Genomic DNA, 16,897 nt, shown 5'->3' with positions numbered 1-16,897 from the left:
CCGGCTTTTCTCATGCCTCCGGGGCTCGGCCACGCCGCGTCTCGGCGGTCCGGCGGATGACCTCGGCGATCTCCGGATTGCTGCTCGACAGCATCTGGAAATCCTCCGAATAGAGCGACAGCAAAGAGACTTCTGTGGCAGCCGTGACGGTCGCAGAGCGCGGCTCACCCGATATCAGCGCCATCTCGCCGAAGAAGCTGCCGGGGCCGAGCTCGACCGGCGTCGGTGACGGCGTTGCAATCGTCACGCGCCCCTCGACGATGAAGTACATCTGGTCGCCCGGCTCGCCCTTGCGGCAGATGATGCTACCTGCCGGCACCGCCCGCGGCCGCAATGCCCTGACGATCTCGACGAAGGCGGCCGAGCCGAGCTTTTCGAACAGCGGCACCGCCGCGACCAGCTGCCAGTTGCGCACGAAATCCTGGCGGCGCACTTCTTCGAAAAACCCGGTGGCGAGAATGCCAGCCCAGAGCGCAAAGATGCCGATACCGCTCATCATCACCAGACCGGCAAGCACCCGGCCGGCCAGCGTCTGCGGGATCTCGTCGCCATAGCCGGTGGTCGACAGCGTCACCACCGCCCACCACATGGCCTGCGGAATGCTGCCAAACTTGTCCGGCTGGATGTCGCGCTCGATCAGATAGGCGACCAGCGATGCGCCGAAGAGCACGATGCCGAAGAGCGAGGTGACGCCGACGAGATTGGGCGCGGCGCGCGCCACCACCCGGCCGAGCAGCCGGAAGAAGGTGGAATGGCGCAAGGGCTTCAAGAGCCAGACTCCGCAATAAAGGCTCTGGTCGCGCGGATCGGCGAACAGGAAGGCGGCCAGCGGAACGACGACGGCCACCATATCAATGACGAGATGCGGCATCAGCGCGCGACGATCCGCCGTGGGCCAGGCGGCGAGCGTATCGGCCAGCTGCAGCACATAGAAAAGCCAGAGGCCGCCAAGCACCAGCTCCAGCGAGAGCCGCGCCGTCGCGCCGATATTGCGCGTGGTCAGCGCCGCGACGGCGGCAAGGCCGAGCGCTGCCAGCAGTCCGTTGAGCGGCGTGGAAATTCGTAAGGAAGGCCGTGCCGACATTCACTCCCCCAGCGTCCGCTCGCCGACGACGCCTCGGCCGGACGGGGGCGGCAACGCTTTGATCTAAAGCACAATTCACTGCATGAATCGATGCTCATTTAAGGGGATTCGAATTTGTAGCGAAACAGGCCTAGTAGCGGGTGTCGGACGGCTCCTCGTCGCCTGTGCGTTCGCGATCTTCCTGGTACTGCGCGGCACCCTCCACTGGCCGCAGCCAAGGCTCCCGGCGCTTGACCCAGAGTTCGTAGCTCGGCTTCAGCGTCGTCGGCGCCTGGGACAGGATGCCGAGCTTGACCTCCGCCTCGCGCGCGTCGACTGAAAAGACACGCGAGCCGCAATGCGAACAGAAGCACCGGCCCTGGAAATCCGAAATTTCGCCCGAATATTCAAACTGTTCCGCGGGCCAGATGCCATAGAAGGTGAAGGCGGATCCGCTCTCCTTGCGGCAGTCCATGCAATGGCAGATGCCGACCCGGATCGGTTCGCCGCGCACCGAGAGCGCGACCCGACCGCAAAGGCATTTTCCCGATAGCGCCGTCATGTTCCTACCCCCTGTCCCAACCGTGATGCCAGACCAGGGAAACGACGTGGTCGGTTGTTCGGTTCCCACGCTTGTTGCCGGCATCAAGATGCGCTCTGAGATCGCCTGAACCCGACTGTCTTGGCGGAACCTTTCGCGGTTTGACGCCTTCTGCCGGTATGCCAAACGGAGGTACGAACCATGGCACATGCCGACGAACAGGAGATTATCGACCTCGAACAGGAATTCTGGCGAACCATTCTGGAGAAGGACACCGAGGCATCCGTGGCCATGCTGCCCGAACGCTCGATTGTCGTCGGCGCGCAAGGCGCAGCGGTGCTCACGCCGGACGACTATCGCAGAATGGCAGAACAGGCCGAGCGTTCCTGGAAGCTCAAGTCGTTCCGCCTCGACGACGTCAGCGTGGTCTTTCCGCGCGAGGACGTCGCCGTCATCGCCTATACGGTGACGGAAGAGATGGATGTGGACGGGCAGCCTTTGACACTGAAAGCCGCCGACGCCACCACCTGGATACGCGAGAACAGCGGTTGGCAGGCCTGTCTGCACACGGAGTCCGTGCTTGGCGATCCCTTCGGTCGCGACCGCAAGGTAGCCTGAGGAGTGCTGGCGAGGTAGAGCGTAGCGAATGACGGGAAGGCGGTCGGCCGCTTTCCCCTCGACCAATCCTCACCGATAAACCGTCTGCCCCGGCGCCCGTTTTCGGTGTAGGATGCCGGCATGAGTGAAGCCCAGCCTCTGTTCGATATGCTGCGCCAGACCGTGCAGCCTGAAATCGCCGGCGTATTGGAGCGATTTGTCCGGGAAGCGCCGGACCGCAAACTCGGCCGCATCAACGCACTCGCCTTTGCCGCCGAGCACGGGCTCGACGAGGAGAAGGCGATCGCCGCCTTCCTGCATGCTTCCCGCCTCGGGCTTTTCGAGCTTTCCTGGAATGTGCTTTGCCCCGGCTGCGGCGGCGTACTCGATGCCAACACCTCGCTGAAGACCGTGCAGAGCGACACCTATACCTGCTCTCTCTGCGCCGCCGGCTATGAGCCGACGCTGGACGAGATGGTGGAGGTGACCTTCACCGTGAACCCGCGCATACGCCACATCGAGGCCCACAGCCCGCATGAACTGACGCCGCTCGAATATTTCCGGCAGATCTACTGGGGCTCCGGCATTGAGTTGCCCGAGGAGGGCTACGAGGCCCAGGTCGACGATTTCATGATCGAGGCACTGGAATTGCCGCCCGGCGAAAAGGCGGTGATCTCGCTGCAGATGCCGGCGGAATTCATCATCATCTTCGAGCCGGTGACCCATGCTGCGCAGTTCATCGACGTCAAGGGCGAGCCGACCAAGGAGCGGCGCACGCTGTCGCTCGTCTTCGACCGCGGCCATCGCCACGACGAAGCGCTGACCATGCAACCCGGTCCCTTGCGCATCCAGGTGGAAAACCACACGGATGTCCGCACCCTGCCCTCGGTCTGCATCGCCAACGACGCGCTGCACGATATCCTCGGCCGCCGCCGGCCGTTCCTGACCGCCAAGCGGCTGCTCTCCAACCAGACCTTCCGCGACATCTACCGCACCGACACGATCGACGTAGACCAGCGGCTGAAGATCACCAGCCTCACCTTTCTCTTCTCCGACCTGCGCGGCTCGACCGAGCTCTACGAGCGGGTCGGCGACCTCGCCGCCTTCGATCTGGTGAAGACCCATTTTAGTGTCGTCAACGAGATCGTCGCGGCGGAGGCCGGCGCGGTGGTCAAGACGATCGGCGACGCCGTCATGGCCACCTTCCCGACGCCGGACCGGGCGGTTGCGGCCGCCATGCGCATGCGAGACGCCATGCGACAGCTGAACGAGGACCGCGGCTCGGAAGACCTGCTGCTGAAAATCGGCATCCACGAGGGACCGTGCATCGCCGTCAGCCTCAACGAGCGGCAGGACTATTTCGGCCAGACGGTCAACATCGCCTCTCGGGTCCAACACCTCGCCAGCTCGCGCGAAATCTTTGCGACCGGTTCGGTGCTCGACGATCCTCGCGCCTCGAGCCTGCTCAGCGATCGCGGCCTCAACCCGCAATCGCACAATGTCGCGCTCAGAGGCATCACGAACGAGATCAGCATTTTCTCGATCCCGTGAGGCTGGCCGGGAACGGAACGCCCATATCCCGCGAGCGGCGATCAGCGTTCGGGCAAGCCGGCTTGCCGTAGCGCCTCGGCCATCTGATGCTGCCACTGCGGTATCCTCTGAAACCAGGGCAGTGCCCGATACCGCTCGATCGTGAACCCCGGCTCTGCTGCCAGCAGCTTCTGCGCCGCCCATCGGGCGGTCTCCATGTCCCCGGTCATCGCCGACCAGGCCGCGAGGTGGCGATAGGACCAGGTCACGTCAGGATAGTTGTTGACGACGTCCTGGGCGATCGCGATGGCTTCGGAGAGAGCCCCTTGCATGGCCATGGAAAAAGCCATCCCCAGTTTCATGTTGAATGCGAGCGGGTCTCTCGGGCTCAGCGTCATCCCACGCCGGAACCGCTCCGTTGCGCGTGCGGGATCGTCCGTGAAGATCGCGATCCAGCCGAGCCGAGCCCATGCCCAGGCATTGTTCGGATCAAGCGCCAGCGCCTTTTCGATAAAGGTGGCGGCGCGATCCTGATCGCCGCAGATGCTCATTGCCGCGCCAGCCGCAGTCAAAGCGGTCGGATCGTCGCTGATCGAGCCTGCACCTTCGATCGCTGAACGCGCCTGATCCAGTTCCTGCTCCGGCCGGTCGGTCCATAGGTAGGAGGCGCTCGAGGCATGGCACCACGCCAGAAGCGCATGCGCGCGGCCGTAGCCGGGATCGACCAGGATCGCCTGCCGAAGCAGTTCGATCGCCTGGTTGTTGCTATCCCTGCGGCGCCCCCATAGATTGGGGAAGGCGCGCATGACGAAATCATAGGCGCGCAGACTGGCCGGCGGCTTGCGCTTGGCAAGCTCGATCTCGGCATCGCGGATGGCCGGATGAATGGCGCCTGCCACCTGCGCGGCGATCCGATCCTGGAACTCGAAAATATCCTCGATTGCGCCCTCGTAGCGATCCGACCAGGATTGGGTCCGCGTCTCGGCACGGAAATGCGCAGCCGGTCGCCACCGCGGCGCACGGTGCCTTCAACCACATAGGTGACACCGAGCTCCCTGCCGACGTCACGCACGTCGACGAAGCGCCCCTTGTAGGTGAAGGCGGACTGGCGCGCGATGACGAAGAAATCCCGGACGCGCGAGAGCGCTGCAGTGATCTCCTCCACGACACCGTCGACGAAGTACTCGTCGCCTGGACCGCTCAGATTGTCGAAGGGCATGACGACGAGCGACGGCTGGTCCTTGCTGCGACCGGCCAGCGGCGCCCCGTTGAGGACGCCACCTCCGACAGCGATCTCGTCTTGCCAGTCGACCCGGAAAACCAGAATGGGCCGGGGGATGTTCTTCAGGTTCCGCTCTCCGAGGCTGGTCAGCGCGAAGGGCACCTTGCCGTCGAGATGTTCGCGCACCGCCCCGGAAATACAGATGCCCGACGGGACGGCGATCTCCTGCAGGCGCGCGGCGATATTGACTCCGTCGCCAAGCAGATCGTCTCCCGACACGACGATGTCGCCGAGATTGACACCGATGCGAAACTGCAGGTGACGTTCGGGGGGCAGTTCCTGCGCATCGAGAAGACCGCGCTGGATTTCCACCGCGCAGCGGACGGCCTGAACAGCGCTTGGAAACTCGGCGACGAGACCATCGCCGGCACTGCCGAAGATGCGGCCGCCATGGTCATCCACCAATTCGGCAATCCGCCCCCGGCAAAGGTCGAGCGCGCGAAGCGTGTTCTCTTCGTCGAGCGCTGCGAGGCGACTGAAGCCGGCGACATCGGCCGCAAGGATGGCTGCGAGCTTTCGATCCACAACGGTGACCGCTCCTGCGGCGGAGGATTTCGTTGTGTTTAATATGCGCGAATTTTCGAATATTCACAGATACCTGTGGCAAGCGAGAGCGGATCAAGACCGCAGCCGGTCAAGAAGGGCCCCCGGCAGCCGTGCCGCGTAACAGCTTGTCTGCTGCGACCTGTCGGCCGCCTAGACCACGGGCGGTATCAAGGTCAACACGTCGCCATCATCCGGAATGAGCAGCCTGGGCAAGGCGATGCCGTGGGCGCTGGCGGCGGCGCGGAGATCACCTCGGCTGACCGTCGCATGGTCGAGCGCCTCCATGTGCGTTGCAACCACGATGCTCTTCTTGGAGGCCTCGCAGACCGCGATCGTCTGCGCCGCATCCATCACGATCAGGGCGCCGTCCCAGCGTGCGCCGCAGGAATGGGTGACGATCACATCCGGCTTCGTATCGTGGATGGTCTTTTCGATGGCCGGATAGAGCACCGTGTCGCCGGCCCAGTAAACCGTCGGCTCGCCCTTGGCCTCAAGGCTGAAACCCATGACCGGCCCCATGTCCTGAACGACAGGACCAAGGCCGTGGCTGCCGTCACGTCGGGTGAGCTTCAGGCCCTGCCACTGCGCCTTGCCGAGAAGGGGCGTGACGTCGCGAAAACCAGCGCCACGGATCGCCTCCTCGTCGCCCGGCTGGCAGAAGATCGGCAGCCCCTTCGGCAAGCGATGCTTGGCGGTGTCGTCGAAGTGGTCCTCGTGCAGATGCGAGATAATGACGAGTTCGACCCCGGCAAGAATGGTATCGGTGTCGAACGGCAGCCCGACCAGCGGATTGGGCGCCCGCCCCGCAAAGGACGGCAGGCTGTCCTTCGGCCCGAGAAAGGGATCGATCAGCACCGTGTGACCGGCATAGTCGAGCTTGAGTGTCGCATTGCGGATAAGCTGGAGCTTCATGGGGTGTCCTCCCTTGCCGGAACCGGCCTTGACCATCGCGGCGATCCTTGCGCATGCGGCAGCGAAATCAAGCCCTGAAATGACGCGCGAGGGTTGAGAAACGCCGCCGCCCTTCACGCCAACCCCGTTCGATGGCGCCAGCATGCGCTGTCCGCTTTACCGCCAGCCGCAATCCCACGGCTGGCCCCTTGCGGTGCGATGACAGGCAAAGGCCCGGCCGCAGGAATGGGTGGCGGAAATCGTCATGCGGCCCCGGCCCGAGCCGCGGGCAAACATCTGCCGGAACGCGACATCGGCATTTGCGGGGCAATTGGCAAAGCTCTTTTTCTGCAGTTCGGCCGGTGGGCTGATCGCGCGGGTGCCGGTGTTTTTCTGCGGTGCCTTGATCGTGCCTTGCGTCTCGCCTGGTTGCGGTAGCTTCGCCTCGCGCCGGATCGTGACGCAGCGCCCGTCCTTCGCCTCTTCGTTACGGCCGCAAGCAAGCGGGCAGATCCGCACCTTCTCCGACTTCAGGCGACCGAGCACGTCGCTGGAGGGTTCGAGCGTCGCAAGGTCGACCTTTGCGAACTTGCCGAAAGCTTCGAGCGCCTTGCGACTGCCGGCACCCCAGACGCCATCCTCGCTGCCGGCGCGACAGCCCAGCCGGTTGAGCTCAACCTGTACGGAACGGGCCAATGTCGTGTCGTCGGCATTGGGCGCGGCCAGCGCCGGATCGATGGCCGCCACGGCCTGGCCACCCGATCCGCCGGGCACGCCTTCGGATGTAGGCACTGAAGCCCGCTCGATGATCTTGATCTTTGCCTTGGCGAGCGATGCGAACGCACCGTCGGGATATTGCTGCAGATAGGCGTCGAAGAGGTCGCGGTCGGTCGCATCCTTGATCGTTTCCCAATAGGCAAGCTCGGCGGCCTCACCCGTCGCGGGCGCCTCGGCCGGCGCCGGCTTGCCGTCAACGGCGGGCTTCAGCACCACTTCGCCGGTCAGCGAGGAATTGTCCCAGGGCACCTGCTTGCCGCCGGTTGCCGCCAGCACGTCGCGGCGCACGTCGATCAGTTCGCGGGTGATGTCGCGCCCCGGCTGGCCGAGATGTTTCAAGAGCGCCGATGTGAACGGCGAATTGCGCCCCGATCCGTCGAGGGCAACATTGCCGGGCTGGGTGGAGAAAGCGATCAGCGTGCCGATGCCGGTGCCGACCTTGGCCAGGCCGCGGCCGACCGAGGCGGAGCGCGTGCCCATCGAGCGGGCGAGATTGACCGCTAGCGGATTGTCGCGGCAGGCGTCGAGCAGGATGATATTGACCCGCGTACTGCGCTCCATCGCCGACAGGATCAGGTTCATCGGCACTGCCTCGAATTCGAGATCGACAGAGGAAGCGAGCGTGGCATCGACGGGGGCGAGATAGTTTTCGCCGTTCACCTGCAGGCCGTGGCCGGCATAGAAGAACAGCGCGAGGTCGGCGCCGTCGAGCCGGCCGACGAAGTCCCGCACCGCCCGGCGCACACCCGAGAGGTCGAGATCAGCGCCGGTCACCACCTCGAAGCCCAGCCCTTCGAGCTTTGCCGCCATGTCGCGCGCGTCATTGCCGGGATTGGGCAAGGTGGCCACATGCTGATAGGCGGAATTGCCGATGACCAGCGCCACACGCTTTTCGGCCAGCGCCTCCGATGCGAAAAGCACCAGCAGAACGGACAAGGCGATGCGAAGGAATGGCATGGCTCCCCCCGGCAATGCGCGGATGATCGCGACCACGCGCGTCACCCCAACGCCCAAGCGTGCTACCGGCAATGCAGCCTGTCAATGCAAGGAGAGTGTCCGGCAGGCCCGACGCGGGCTTGCCCGCCCGAACGAATGAGAGCTTCGGCGCCCTCGCCCATCCCTTGGGATTAGGCTTCGAGCGAAGAGAGCACCGCGACCGTTACTAAAGGGGCTGCCGGCGCCATCAGCGACGGCACCTGCCGACCTATCGAGCGAATGGAGTGCCGCCCGACAGCGGCGCGCCTGCCGCACCGCCGTCGCGGAATGAAAGGTTACTTGACGACGACGTTGCCGTTGACGATCTCGACGTTCTCGTCGCCCTGCAGGCCGATGCGGTCACCGCTCGGCGCGGTGACGAAACAGCCGCTGGGGCAGATCATTTCGGTCGCTCCGGATGCGATCGCCACTTCCACACGGCTTTCACCCTCGACGACGATCAGAACGGCGGTCTCGCTGTCCTTGTTCGTGACAGTCGCGGCACTGGCAGCACCGGCCATCGGCGCGCCTGCCATCAGCAAACCGGAAAGCAAAGCAATCACAAATTTCTTCATCGCCCATCGACGCCAGACGCGCCGCCCTCTTGCCGAGCCGGCCGCCCCGTCGGTTACGCGACGCTGCGCCGGCCACCTCTTCAGCCGATGACCAGCGTAGTCGGTCACCAGAAGAATTGCATGCTTTTTATGGCAGGCCGGCTGAATAGTGGCTGAACGGTCCGTTTATCAGCGGTTTGGGTTTGCCCGGCGGCTGGCGCTCCGGCGGCTGCTTGCCCCCTCCACTTCGCGCTCCTCATCGAGCGGCGCCGCAGCGGCAGTTTTCTTGTCCGAAGCGGCAGACTTGGCTGCGGCCCTTTCCTCGGCGGAGGTGGCGCCCTTCGGCTCGCCGACCTCTTCCGGGTGGTGGCTTTCGATGCCGGTCTGGTCCTCGACCGGCACGTCCTCGATCTTGACCGGGAACGGCGCACCGATGCCCTCGTCGCGGAAGCGTTCGTAGATCGAGACACGCAGGTCGTTGCGCACGCCGCCGCCGGTCAGGACGTCGGCCACGTAGATGCGCAATTCGAAGGTCATGCGGTCATCGCCAAAGGCGGTGAAGCCGACGCTCGGCGACGGGTTCTTCAAGACCATGGGATGGGCGGCCGCGATCTCGGCGAGCAGCTCCATGATCCGGCGCGGCTCGCTGGCATAGGTGACGGTGATGGCGATTTCGGAGCGGCCGAGCTTGTTGCGGTGCGTCCAGTTGCCGACCGAGGCGTTGATGAGCAGCGAGTTCGGCATCATGATCGACTGGTGCTGGAAGGTCTCGATCTCGGTCGCGCGGACAGAGATGCGCTTGACGAAACCTTCGGTCGTGCCGCTGACGATCCAATCCCCCACTTTGAACGGGCGCTCGACGAGCAGGATGAGCCCCGAAACGAAGTTCGAGACGATGTTCTGCAGGCCGAAACCGACACCGAGCGAGAGAGCACCGGCAACGAGCGCGAGGTTGGAGAGGTCGATGCCGGCCGCCGACAGGCCGATCAGCCCCGCAAGCCCGACGCCGGTATAGCCGATGCCGGTGCGGATCGAGTTGCGCACGCCCGCATCGACCCGGCTGCGTGCCATGATGTTGCCGTCGATCCAGCGCTGCACGAAACGGGTGACGGCGTAGCCGAGCGCGAAGAACAGGATGCCGGCGAGGATGCCAACCAGCGAAATCGTGATCGAGCCGATCTTGATCTCGGTCACCATCCGGTAGGCCCAGGACTCGATGTCGGCGACCTGGAAGCCCCACTGCAAGAGGATCAGCGGGATGAAGAACATCACGACCAGCGCGTAGATGCTGAGGCCCGCGGCAAGGCCGATCTGGTCGAGCGCCACCTGTTCGAGATTATAGCGCCGCTCGAGATAACGCCCGGCGGCGGTCTCCGCAAAGGCGCCCTGCTTGGCAACCGCCCGGCCGGTGAGGATGCCGATATACATCGTGACAAGGATCGCGCCCGTAATGATGATCTGCGTGGCGATGAAGCGGGCAAGACCGACATAGCCCGACACAGCGGCAATGATGAGCAAGGCGCCGGTCGCGAGCAGCGCGAAAGACACCACCCGCGGCCAGGCGCGGCCATGGGCGTCGAAGGATTCATCCTTCCTGAGCGTCGGCTTGATCCAGGCCGAAGCCATGATGATCAGGCCGATGACGATGGAGGCAATGTAGCTCTTGACGACGGTCAGGACGACAGGCGAACCGAGCGCCTCGCTGACGCCGCCGAAGAGGTAGTCGAGGCCGTTGACCAGCGCCATGGCGAAGATCGCGATCATCAGCATCCGCGCGCCGCGATCGGAAACCCGGACGAGCCGCCAGCGCGAATCGCGCGGCGACAACACGGCCTGAGCGAGCCTCGTCACGAAGAAGACGACGACGGCGACCCCGAGCGTGATTGCAATGATCGGTGCGATATCGGAACGCAGCACGTTGAAGCCGCGCAGGAACAGGAAGCTCGAGACCGCGAAGGCTGCCGACGCGATGGTCGGGATCAGTGTCGACCAGAATGCGACGGAGAGCCGCCGGAAGTAGCTCGGCTCCTCATCGGTAATGTCATGCTCGATCAGCGGGCGAAAGAGCCTGCGGCTGCCGGAAAGGAACACGAGCGCCGCCAGCAGCGACAGGAATAGCGCCGTCAGGAGCGGCACGCGCTTGTAGTTCCAGGCAAAGCTCAGCCAGCTCCCGACGCTGCGCGACAGCACCCGGGTCTCGTCCGCCGTCGCCGTCAGCGCGTCGTCGAACATTCCGGTCGACACTTCGGTATTCTTCAGGAGCGTATTGGAAAACAGCGCGCGCCTTGTCGCGGTAATGGCGTTGGACAGCTTCGTCGCCTGCACCGACAGGCCTTCGGCCTCGCCGGTCAGCGCGTTGATCGCGCCGCGCTCGGCCATCAGCCGCTTGCGCTCGGCGGTCACGATGTCGGCTTCCGGCGGCTGTCCCTCGGCCGGCGGATCGCCAAGTTCGGTCAACCGCGCCTTGATCTCGTCGAGGCGCGGGCGGGTCGAGACCGAGACGCCGATGATCTGCTTGGCGAGCGCATCTACCTGCACCTTCAGTTCGGCAAGCGCTATGTCGTCGTCCTTGGCCTTCGCGACCTGGTCCGTCAGCCTATTCAGTTCCACGCCGGCCTTGGCAAGCTGCTCCGCCGTCTGGTTTTCGGCCGGCGGCGTCGCCTCGGCCTGAGCGGCATCCTGCGCCGGGGCCGGCGTGCCCTGTGCCGGTTGGGTTGCGGTTGCCGCCGGTGCGGCGGAATCCGGCGTCGTGCCGGCAGCAGCTGGCTGAGCGCCCTCCTCGGTCACCGGCTTGCCAGCCGGCTGAGAGGGGGTCTGGGTCGATTGCGCTGGCTGCGCGGACGGCCCCGACTTCTGACCCGGCTGGGCTCCATTCTGCGCGGTCGCCTGTGTCGGCTGCGCCGCCTTCTGGGCCATGACCGGGCCGCCCACGGCAAGCGCCAGCAGGCAGACGAGAATGGCGGGCAGTTTTCCGACAGAACGCAATTTCATGATCCTTGCAGATTGAGACCGTGGTCCGGAATCGCTCCGGCCGTCTTCACGTTTCGATGTGAATACGAAAGACGGCGGAAAGATGCAAAGAACGGCGATAAATCCCCGTCAGCGCCCGCTTTCCCGTTAAAAACCGGCGCCGGGCTGCGCCAGATAGGCAAGTTCGGCCTCCGTCGACGGCCGCGCCAGGAAGGCGTTGCGATGCGGGAAACGACCGAACTGCTCGATCACCTCGCGGTGCCGTATGGCATAGTCGAGATAATCGGCATCGCCGAGCTCGGTAAAGAGCTTCACCGACATGGTCTGGTCGGTAAGGTTTTCCGAATGCTCGAAGGGCAGATAGACGAAGGCGCGCCATTCCGGCTTGATCGCCATGTCGGCACCGGCGCCAACGGCGAGCTTGGCCTCGTGCAGTGCCAGGCAATCGGTGGCAAAGGCGAGCGGCGTGCCGCGAAACATGTTGCGCGGCATCTGGTCCAAAAGCACGATCGCCGCCAGCCGGTTTTCCGGGCTCGCGCGCCAGATCTCGTCGACACCACGCGCCAGCGCCAGGTGCGACGCCTGGAAGCGGCGGATACAGGCCTGGTCGAGTTCGTGGCTCGTCCCGAACCAGTCGTCATAGGTGAGTTCGCCAAACCAGAAATTCAGAACGTCCTGCGGCGTGCAGATGTCAGCTTCGTTCGCCATATGCTCCTCATGCGGGCCAATCGCCGATCCCTCGGCTGCGCTAACACATAGGCCGGAACCGGCCCTTGTCCATAACGTGTTCCTACCCGCCTTACGCGCGTCGCTTCAGGATGGCAATGAAGGCGATGCCGCCGACGAGCCCGGTGACGACGCCGATCGGCATGTCCTCCGGCGCCATGATGACGCGGGCGGCCAGATCCGCAAGGATGAGCGTCAGCGCCCCGAAGAAGGCCGAGAGCGGAATGACCCGCACGTTGTCGCTGCCGGCCAGAAGCCGCACGAAATGCGGCACCATCAGCCCGACGAAACCGATCGCGCCGGAAAAGGCGACCATCACCCCGGTCAAAAGTGCGGTGACGACGAACAGCGTCAGCCGGAAGCGGCGCACGGGAATGCCGAGCGTCATCGCGGTTTCGTCGCCCATGGCGAGCGCATTGATTTCGCGCGCCCGGATCATCAGCCAGCCGAGGGACGCGAAAAGCACCACGCCGGGATAGACGAGCTGCGACCATTGCGCCAGGCCAAGACCGCCGAGCATCCAGAAGATGACCGTATGGGTCGCCCTCGGGTCCCCAAGGAAAATCATGAGGTTGCCGACGGATGTCAAGACGAAGGCGACCGCGACGCCGGCCAGCACGAGACGGTCGGCGCTGCTCCCGAGCACGCGGGAGACGAAGGCGACGAGCACGGTTGCGAGCAGCGCGCCGGCAAAGGCAAAGAGCGGCACCGTGGCAAGACCGAGGATCATGCCGGTGTGCAGCAGCGCCACGATCGCGCCGAGCGCGCCGCCGGAGGAAACGCCGAGCAGATGCGGATCGGCAAGTGGATTGCGCGTGACCGCCTGCAGCACGGCGCCAGTCAGCCCCAGCCCGGCGCCGACGAGGCCCGCCAGCATGACGCGCGGCAGGCGCACGTCCCAGACGATGCTCTCGCGCCCCGCCGACCAGAAAGCCTCGACGCTGCCCAGAGAAATCTTGCTGGCGATGATCGACCAGACGGTCGCAACCGGGATCGGCGCCGAGCCGAGCGATACGCCGGCCGTGACGGTCAAGGCCAGCAGCAAAAGCGCCGCCATGAGACCGGCACCCGCCTTCAGCGCCCGTGCCGGCGCTAGGCGTGAAACGGCGACGGGACCAGGCGACGCATCCTCAGCCAGCATCGCTTACAGGCCCTCGCCCTGAAAGGCCTTGGCAAGCCTGGCAATGGCGTCGATGTTGCGCGGGCCTGGCGTCGCTTCGACATAATCGAGCACGACGAAGCGATCGTTCTTGACGGCATCGACATTCTTGAAGGCCGCATTGTTCTTCATGAAGGCGATCTTGTCCTCGGCCTTCACCTCGCCGTAGTTGACGATGACCACCACTTCCGGGTTGCGCTCGATCACCGGTTCCCAGGAGATTTCCACCCAGCTCTTTTCCACGTCGTCCATGATGTTGGCGCCGCCGGCGGCCTCGATCATCGCCGTCGGAATGCCGAAGCGACCGGAAGTAAACGGCTTCTCCTCGCCGGAATCATAGACGAAGACCCGCGTCGGGTTAGCCTTGCCGGCGTTCGCCTTGGTGATCTCGGCAAGCTGGCGGCGATAGCCGTCAACCAGCGTCTCGGCGCGATCCTCGACGCCGAAGATGCGGCCGAGATTGAGAAGATCGACGAACATGTCGTTCATATCAGGCTTCTGCTTGGCCATCACGTGGATGCAGGATTCGGTCAGCTCGTAGACGCCGATCTTGAAGGGCGCCAATGTCTCGGGCGTGACCTCGCCGCCGACCTTCATGCCGTAGTTCCAGCCGGCAAAGAGGAAATCGGCATCGGCGTTGAGCAGCACTTCCTTGGTCGGATATTTCTCCGAAAGCTCCGGCAGTTCCTTGACGCCTTCGCGCAGCTTCTCGTCCAGCGTCTTCCAGCCGGAAACGCCGGTATAGCCGACCATGCGGTCCTGGAGCCTCAGCGCCAGCATCATCTCCACCAGGTTGACGTCGTTGGCGATCGCCCGCTTCGGCGCCGCGTCGAAGGTCACCTCGCGGTTGCAGCTCTTGACGGTGACCGGATAGGCGAGCGCCGGCGTGGCGGCGGCAAGCACGAAAAGAAGGGAAAATGGGGCAATATTGATCTTCATGAAATCGATCCCTGTCGAGGAAGTGAAAAGGAAAAGCGGGCGCCGCCGGCAGCGGCATTGTGAACGGTGGCGGTGACGCCGAAGGCGGCCGAAAGCTCGCTGGGGCTGAGCACCTCTTCGGGCGGGCCGAAGGCCGTCAGCCGCCCGGCGGTCAAGATCGCGACATCTGTCGCAAACTCGGCGGCGAGGTTGATGTCGTGCAGCGTCGAGACGATTGTCAGTTTCAGCGTTTGCAAGAGCTCGAGGATTTCGAGCTGGTGGCGGATGTCGAGATGGTTCGTCGGCTCGTCGAGGATGATGATGCGCGGTTCCTGTGCCAGCGCGCGGGCGATCAGCACCCGCTGCTTCTCACCGCCCGAAAGCGTCGAGAACTGGCGACCGGCAAGATGGGCGAGATCGAGATGCGCGAGCGCGTGCTGCACCCGCTCGCGGTCGAAATCGTTCCAGCCGCTCAAGCCCTCCCGCCGCGGAATGCGTCCCATCATCACGACGTCGCGCACGCTGAAGGGAAAATCGCCGGGCATCTCCTGCAAGACGACGGCGATTGTCCTTGCCGCCTCGCGGGCCGAGATCGACCAGAGATCGACGCCATCGACCGAAACACGGCCGGCATTCGGCTGCACCGCCCGGTAGAGGCAGCGCAGAAGCGAGGTCTTGCCGGCGCCATTCGGCCCGAGGATCGCAAGCCGGCTGCCGGCCGCGATCGCAAAGCCGATGTCGTTGACCAGCGTCAGGCCCGAACGCGGCCCCCAGCGAAGGCCCTCGACCGTGAGGGCTGCACCCGTTGCGTTGCAGCTCATGGGTTCGTTCCTCTGCGCGACCTCATTGGAAGTGCCCGCCGAGATCTTCGGAGACGAGCATCGCCGCGGGAATGCGGGCAAGCGTCTTGCCTTTCAGCCCGCGCGGCCGTTCCGCCGCCCGCGTCATGCCATCGCCACGCTCGGCATAGGTTGTGGCAAAGCGCACGAGATCGTCGATGTCCTCTTCCGGCGAGACGTCGCCGAAGAGATAGGTCGCCTTCCCCGTCGCCTGGAAGGCGATGGTGCAGGGCCGCGTGCAGGCCGCCATGCAGACCGTTCCGGCGATCGAGAAATCGCGATCGAGCGGTGCGCCGAGCGCTGCGATGCTCAGGTTGAGCCGCTTGATCAGCTCGGCACCGGGCACGCATGGGCCGCCGGTGAAGCGGCAATCGGTGCAGACCGTTATCTTGTGCTGTCGGAAATTCGGCTCAGCCATTCCTGCCCTCCGCCGGACTGACGGCAAGAGATGGCGAAACGGCAAGAGGACGGAAAACCGTCGTATGAAAGCCAGTTCTTTTCCATCGGAACACCCCGTCCGTTGTGGTTGATCGGTTCGATGGCAGGTCTCCTGGCTCGCGGGTCGTGGCGCATCCACGTCTTCCCGGTCTTCGACCAGTGACATGGTGTGAATGCGCTTTCCGCTCACAGTTGCGGGGGCAGCCACGGTCTCGGCCCCATCAGGGTCGTCCGTTCCGTGTTCCCTTTTCAGCCGCTTCCGCATTGTCGCGGACGCAGCACCATCAACGCCTTCCTCGCATGAATCGGCGGATGAGACAACCGCACGACACAGGCGGGAGGGATCTATCAACATGCGGCGTTTCGTCATGCGAGATTTGTTATAAAATAACATTACGTAGCGCAAGTCGAAAATTGGGCGCCGGACACAATCCGACGCCCGCGATAGCGACCACGCTAAAAGACGTGCCGTGCTACCTCAGAACTCCGGCGGCAAGAGTTCGGCCGTCAGCGTCACCGCGACAGAGGCGTTGCCCGGCAGGTTGCGCACGCCGCAGACGGAGCGAACATGGCCAGCCCTTTCGCCAAAGGCGGCCGCCAGAAGCTCGGAAGCACCGTCGAGTACCTTCGGGTGCTCCAGGAAATCCTCAGTGCAGGCGACATGTCCCTCCAGCCGGACGATCTGGCGAATACGCTCGAAACGGCCGAGATGCTCATGGATCTGCGCCAGCGCGTTGAGCACTGCCAACTCTGCGGCCTTGCGCCCCTCGTCGATGGTCACATCGCGCCCGAGCAGCCCCGTATGCACGAAGCGCCCGTCCAGCAATGGCCCCTGCATCGAAACATGAAGCATCTCACCCGCCTCGATCACCGCGCGATAGGCGCCGAGCGGCCTCGGCGGCGTCGGGAGCTGAACGCCAAGTGCGCCGAGCCTTCGGATAACCTCGTCCATCATTGCTTCCCCTCCTCGTCACCTTACGAACCGGCCGCCTTGCGGAGACGACACCGCTTTTTTCTCAAGCCCACGAAATTCTGCCGCCCCTATCGCAAGCAGCAAGACGCGCCGTTCCGTGCCCAGCAACTTTTCCAAG

General features: G+C 64.5%; 14 protein-coding genes, 1 pseudogene and 1 riboswitch. Of the genes and pseudogenes, 2 read left to right on the top strand and 13 right to left on the bottom strand.

Features of this window, described 5'->3' with window-relative positions; all coding sequences use genetic code 11:
- Nucleotides 1-10 precede the first annotated feature (10 nt).
- Together ASD01_RS02715 and ASD01_RS02710 are read right to left on the bottom strand one after the other, a co-directional pair.
- Nucleotides 11-1,084 (bottom strand): cyclic nucleotide-gated ion channel, encoded by a 1,074-nt coding sequence (locus tag ASD01_RS02715; RefSeq protein WP_034788119.1) that lies wholly within the window; start codon nt 1,082-1,084, stop codon nt 11-13.
- A 130-nt stretch (nt 1,085-1,214) separates the two neighbouring features.
- On the bottom strand, nt 1,215-1,625 hold the full coding sequence (locus tag ASD01_RS02710; RefSeq protein ID WP_051659123.1) for a GFA family protein: 411 nt from the start codon (nt 1,623-1,625) through the stop codon (nt 1,215-1,217).
- Between the two features lie 180 nt (nt 1,626-1,805).
- Between ASD01_RS02710 and ASD01_RS02705 the strand changes: the two genes are divergently transcribed.
- Together ASD01_RS02705 and ASD01_RS02700 are read left to right on the top strand one after the other, a co-directional pair.
- Nucleotides 1,806-2,222, top strand: coding sequence for a nuclear transport factor 2 family protein (locus ASD01_RS02705; protein WP_034788108.1), 417 nt, complete (start codon nt 1,806-1,808; stop codon nt 2,220-2,222).
- A 120-nt stretch (nt 2,223-2,342) separates the two neighbouring features.
- Nucleotides 2,343-3,752, top strand: a complete 1,410-nt coding sequence (locus ASD01_RS02700; RefSeq protein WP_034788105.1) for an adenylate/guanylate cyclase domain-containing protein — start codon at nt 2,343-2,345, stop codon at nt 3,750-3,752.
- A gap of 41 nt (nt 3,753-3,793) precedes the next feature.
- Here ASD01_RS02700 and ASD01_RS02695 read toward each other — a convergent pair.
- The 11 genes and pseudogenes from ASD01_RS02695 to ASD01_RS02645 form a co-directional block, all read right to left on the bottom strand.
- Nucleotides 3,794-5,538, bottom strand: a pseudogene (locus ASD01_RS02695) (tetratricopeptide repeat protein).
- A 171-nt stretch (nt 5,539-5,709) separates the two neighbouring features.
- Nucleotides 5,710-6,471 (bottom strand): MBL fold metallo-hydrolase, encoded by a 762-nt coding sequence (locus tag ASD01_RS02690; protein ID WP_034788518.1) that lies wholly within the window; start codon nt 6,469-6,471, stop codon nt 5,710-5,712.
- 156 nt (nt 6,472-6,627) lie between these two features.
- A complete protein-coding gene (locus ASD01_RS02685; protein WP_060528776.1) occupies nt 6,628-8,184 on the bottom strand; it encodes a caspase family protein in 1,557 nt (518 codons plus the stop codon).
- Between the two features lie 314 nt (nt 8,185-8,498).
- Nucleotides 8,499-8,777: a hypothetical protein gene (locus ASD01_RS02680; protein WP_034788099.1), complete on the bottom strand. Its 279-nt coding sequence runs from the start codon at nt 8,775-8,777 to the stop codon at nt 8,499-8,501.
- 168 nt (nt 8,778-8,945) lie between these two features.
- Complete coding sequence (locus ASD01_RS02675; RefSeq protein ID WP_082572758.1) at nt 8,946-11,747, bottom strand: mechanosensitive ion channel family protein; 2,802 nt, start codon at nt 11,745-11,747, stop codon at nt 8,946-8,948.
- A 126-nt stretch (nt 11,748-11,873) separates the two neighbouring features.
- Nucleotides 11,874-12,434: a DUF924 family protein gene (locus tag ASD01_RS02670; protein WP_034788096.1), complete on the bottom strand. Its 561-nt coding sequence runs from the start codon at nt 12,432-12,434 to the stop codon at nt 11,874-11,876.
- A gap of 91 nt (nt 12,435-12,525) precedes the next feature.
- A complete protein-coding gene (locus ASD01_RS02665; RefSeq protein ID WP_034788510.1) occupies nt 12,526-13,509 on the bottom strand; it encodes a FecCD family ABC transporter permease in 984 nt (327 codons plus the stop codon).
- Between the two features lie 87 nt (nt 13,510-13,596).
- Entirely contained in the window at nt 13,597-14,550 is a 954-nt protein-coding gene (locus ASD01_RS02660) for an ABC transporter substrate-binding protein (protein ID WP_034788092.1), read from the bottom strand.
- A complete protein-coding gene (locus ASD01_RS02655; protein WP_034788088.1) occupies nt 14,547-15,350 on the bottom strand; it encodes an ABC transporter ATP-binding protein in 804 nt (267 codons plus the stop codon). The genes ASD01_RS02660 and ASD01_RS02655 overlap by 4 nt, the downstream gene beginning before the upstream one ends.
- Nucleotides 15,351-15,372: 22 nt before the next feature.
- Entirely contained in the window at nt 15,373-15,786 is a 414-nt protein-coding gene (locus ASD01_RS02650) for a DUF1636 family protein (RefSeq protein WP_034788085.1), read from the bottom strand.
- A gap of 105 nt (nt 15,787-15,891) precedes the next feature.
- A riboswitch (cobalamin riboswitch) is annotated at nt 15,892-16,107 on the bottom strand.
- 177 nt (nt 16,108-16,284) lie between these two features.
- Complete coding sequence (locus tag ASD01_RS02645) at nt 16,285-16,761, bottom strand: RidA family protein (protein WP_200949942.1); 477 nt, start codon at nt 16,759-16,761, stop codon at nt 16,285-16,287.
- Between the last annotated feature and the right edge of the window lie 136 nt (nt 16,762-16,897).

The organism is Ensifer sp. Root423, assembly GCF_001426275.1.
Classification (GTDB): Bacteria; Pseudomonadota; Alphaproteobacteria; order Rhizobiales; family Rhizobiaceae; genus Ensifer; species Ensifer adhaerens.
Note: the sequence above shows the minus strand (reverse complement) of the source record. Positions and strands in the feature narration are given on the sequence as shown.

What these genes read in the sequence shown, in the direction of transcription:
- ASD01_RS02670 (WP_034788096.1), bottom strand. Translation starts at nt 12,434, where the DNA reads ATGGCGAACGAAGCTGACATCTGCACGCCGCAGGACGTTCTGAATTTC.
- ASD01_RS02705 (WP_034788108.1), top strand. Translation starts at nt 1,806, where the DNA reads ATGGCACATGCCGACGAACAGGAGATTATCGACCTCGAACAGGAATTC.
- ASD01_RS02645 (WP_200949942.1), bottom strand. Translation starts at nt 16,761, where the DNA reads ATGATGGACGAGGTTATCCGAAGGCTCGGCGCACTTGGCGTTCAGCTC.
- ASD01_RS02655 (WP_034788088.1), bottom strand. Translation starts at nt 15,350, where the DNA reads ATGAGCTGCAACGCAACGGGTGCAGCCCTCACGGTCGAGGGCCTTCGC.
- ASD01_RS02650 (WP_034788085.1), bottom strand. Translation starts at nt 15,786, where the DNA reads ATGGCTGAGCCGAATTTCCGACAGCACAAGATAACGGTCTGCACCGAT.
- ASD01_RS02690 (WP_034788518.1), bottom strand. Translation starts at nt 6,471, where the DNA reads ATGAAGCTCCAGCTTATCCGCAATGCGACACTCAAGCTCGACTATGCC.
- ASD01_RS02715 (WP_034788119.1), bottom strand. Translation starts at nt 1,084, where the DNA reads ATGTCGGCACGGCCTTCCTTACGAATTTCCACGCCGCTCAACGGACTG.
- ASD01_RS02700 (WP_034788105.1), top strand. Translation starts at nt 2,343, where the DNA reads ATGAGTGAAGCCCAGCCTCTGTTCGATATGCTGCGCCAGACCGTGCAG.
- ASD01_RS02675 (WP_082572758.1), bottom strand. Translation starts at nt 11,747, where the DNA reads ATGAAATTGCGTTCTGTCGGAAAACTGCCCGCCATTCTCGTCTGCCTG.
- ASD01_RS02710 (WP_051659123.1), bottom strand. Translation starts at nt 1,625, where the DNA reads ATGACGGCGCTATCGGGAAAATGCCTTTGCGGTCGGGTCGCGCTCTCG.
- ASD01_RS02660 (WP_034788092.1), bottom strand. Translation starts at nt 14,550, where the DNA reads ATGAAGATCAATATTGCCCCATTTTCCCTTCTTTTCGTGCTTGCCGCC.
- ASD01_RS02680 (WP_034788099.1), bottom strand. Translation starts at nt 8,777, where the DNA reads ATGAAGAAATTTGTGATTGCTTTGCTTTCCGGTTTGCTGATGGCAGGC.
- ASD01_RS02685 (WP_060528776.1), bottom strand. Translation starts at nt 8,184, where the DNA reads ATGCCATTCCTTCGCATCGCCTTGTCCGTTCTGCTGGTGCTTTTCGCA.
- ASD01_RS02665 (WP_034788510.1), bottom strand. Translation starts at nt 13,509, where the DNA reads ATGGCGGCGCTTTTGCTGCTGGCCTTGACCGTCACGGCCGGCGTATCG.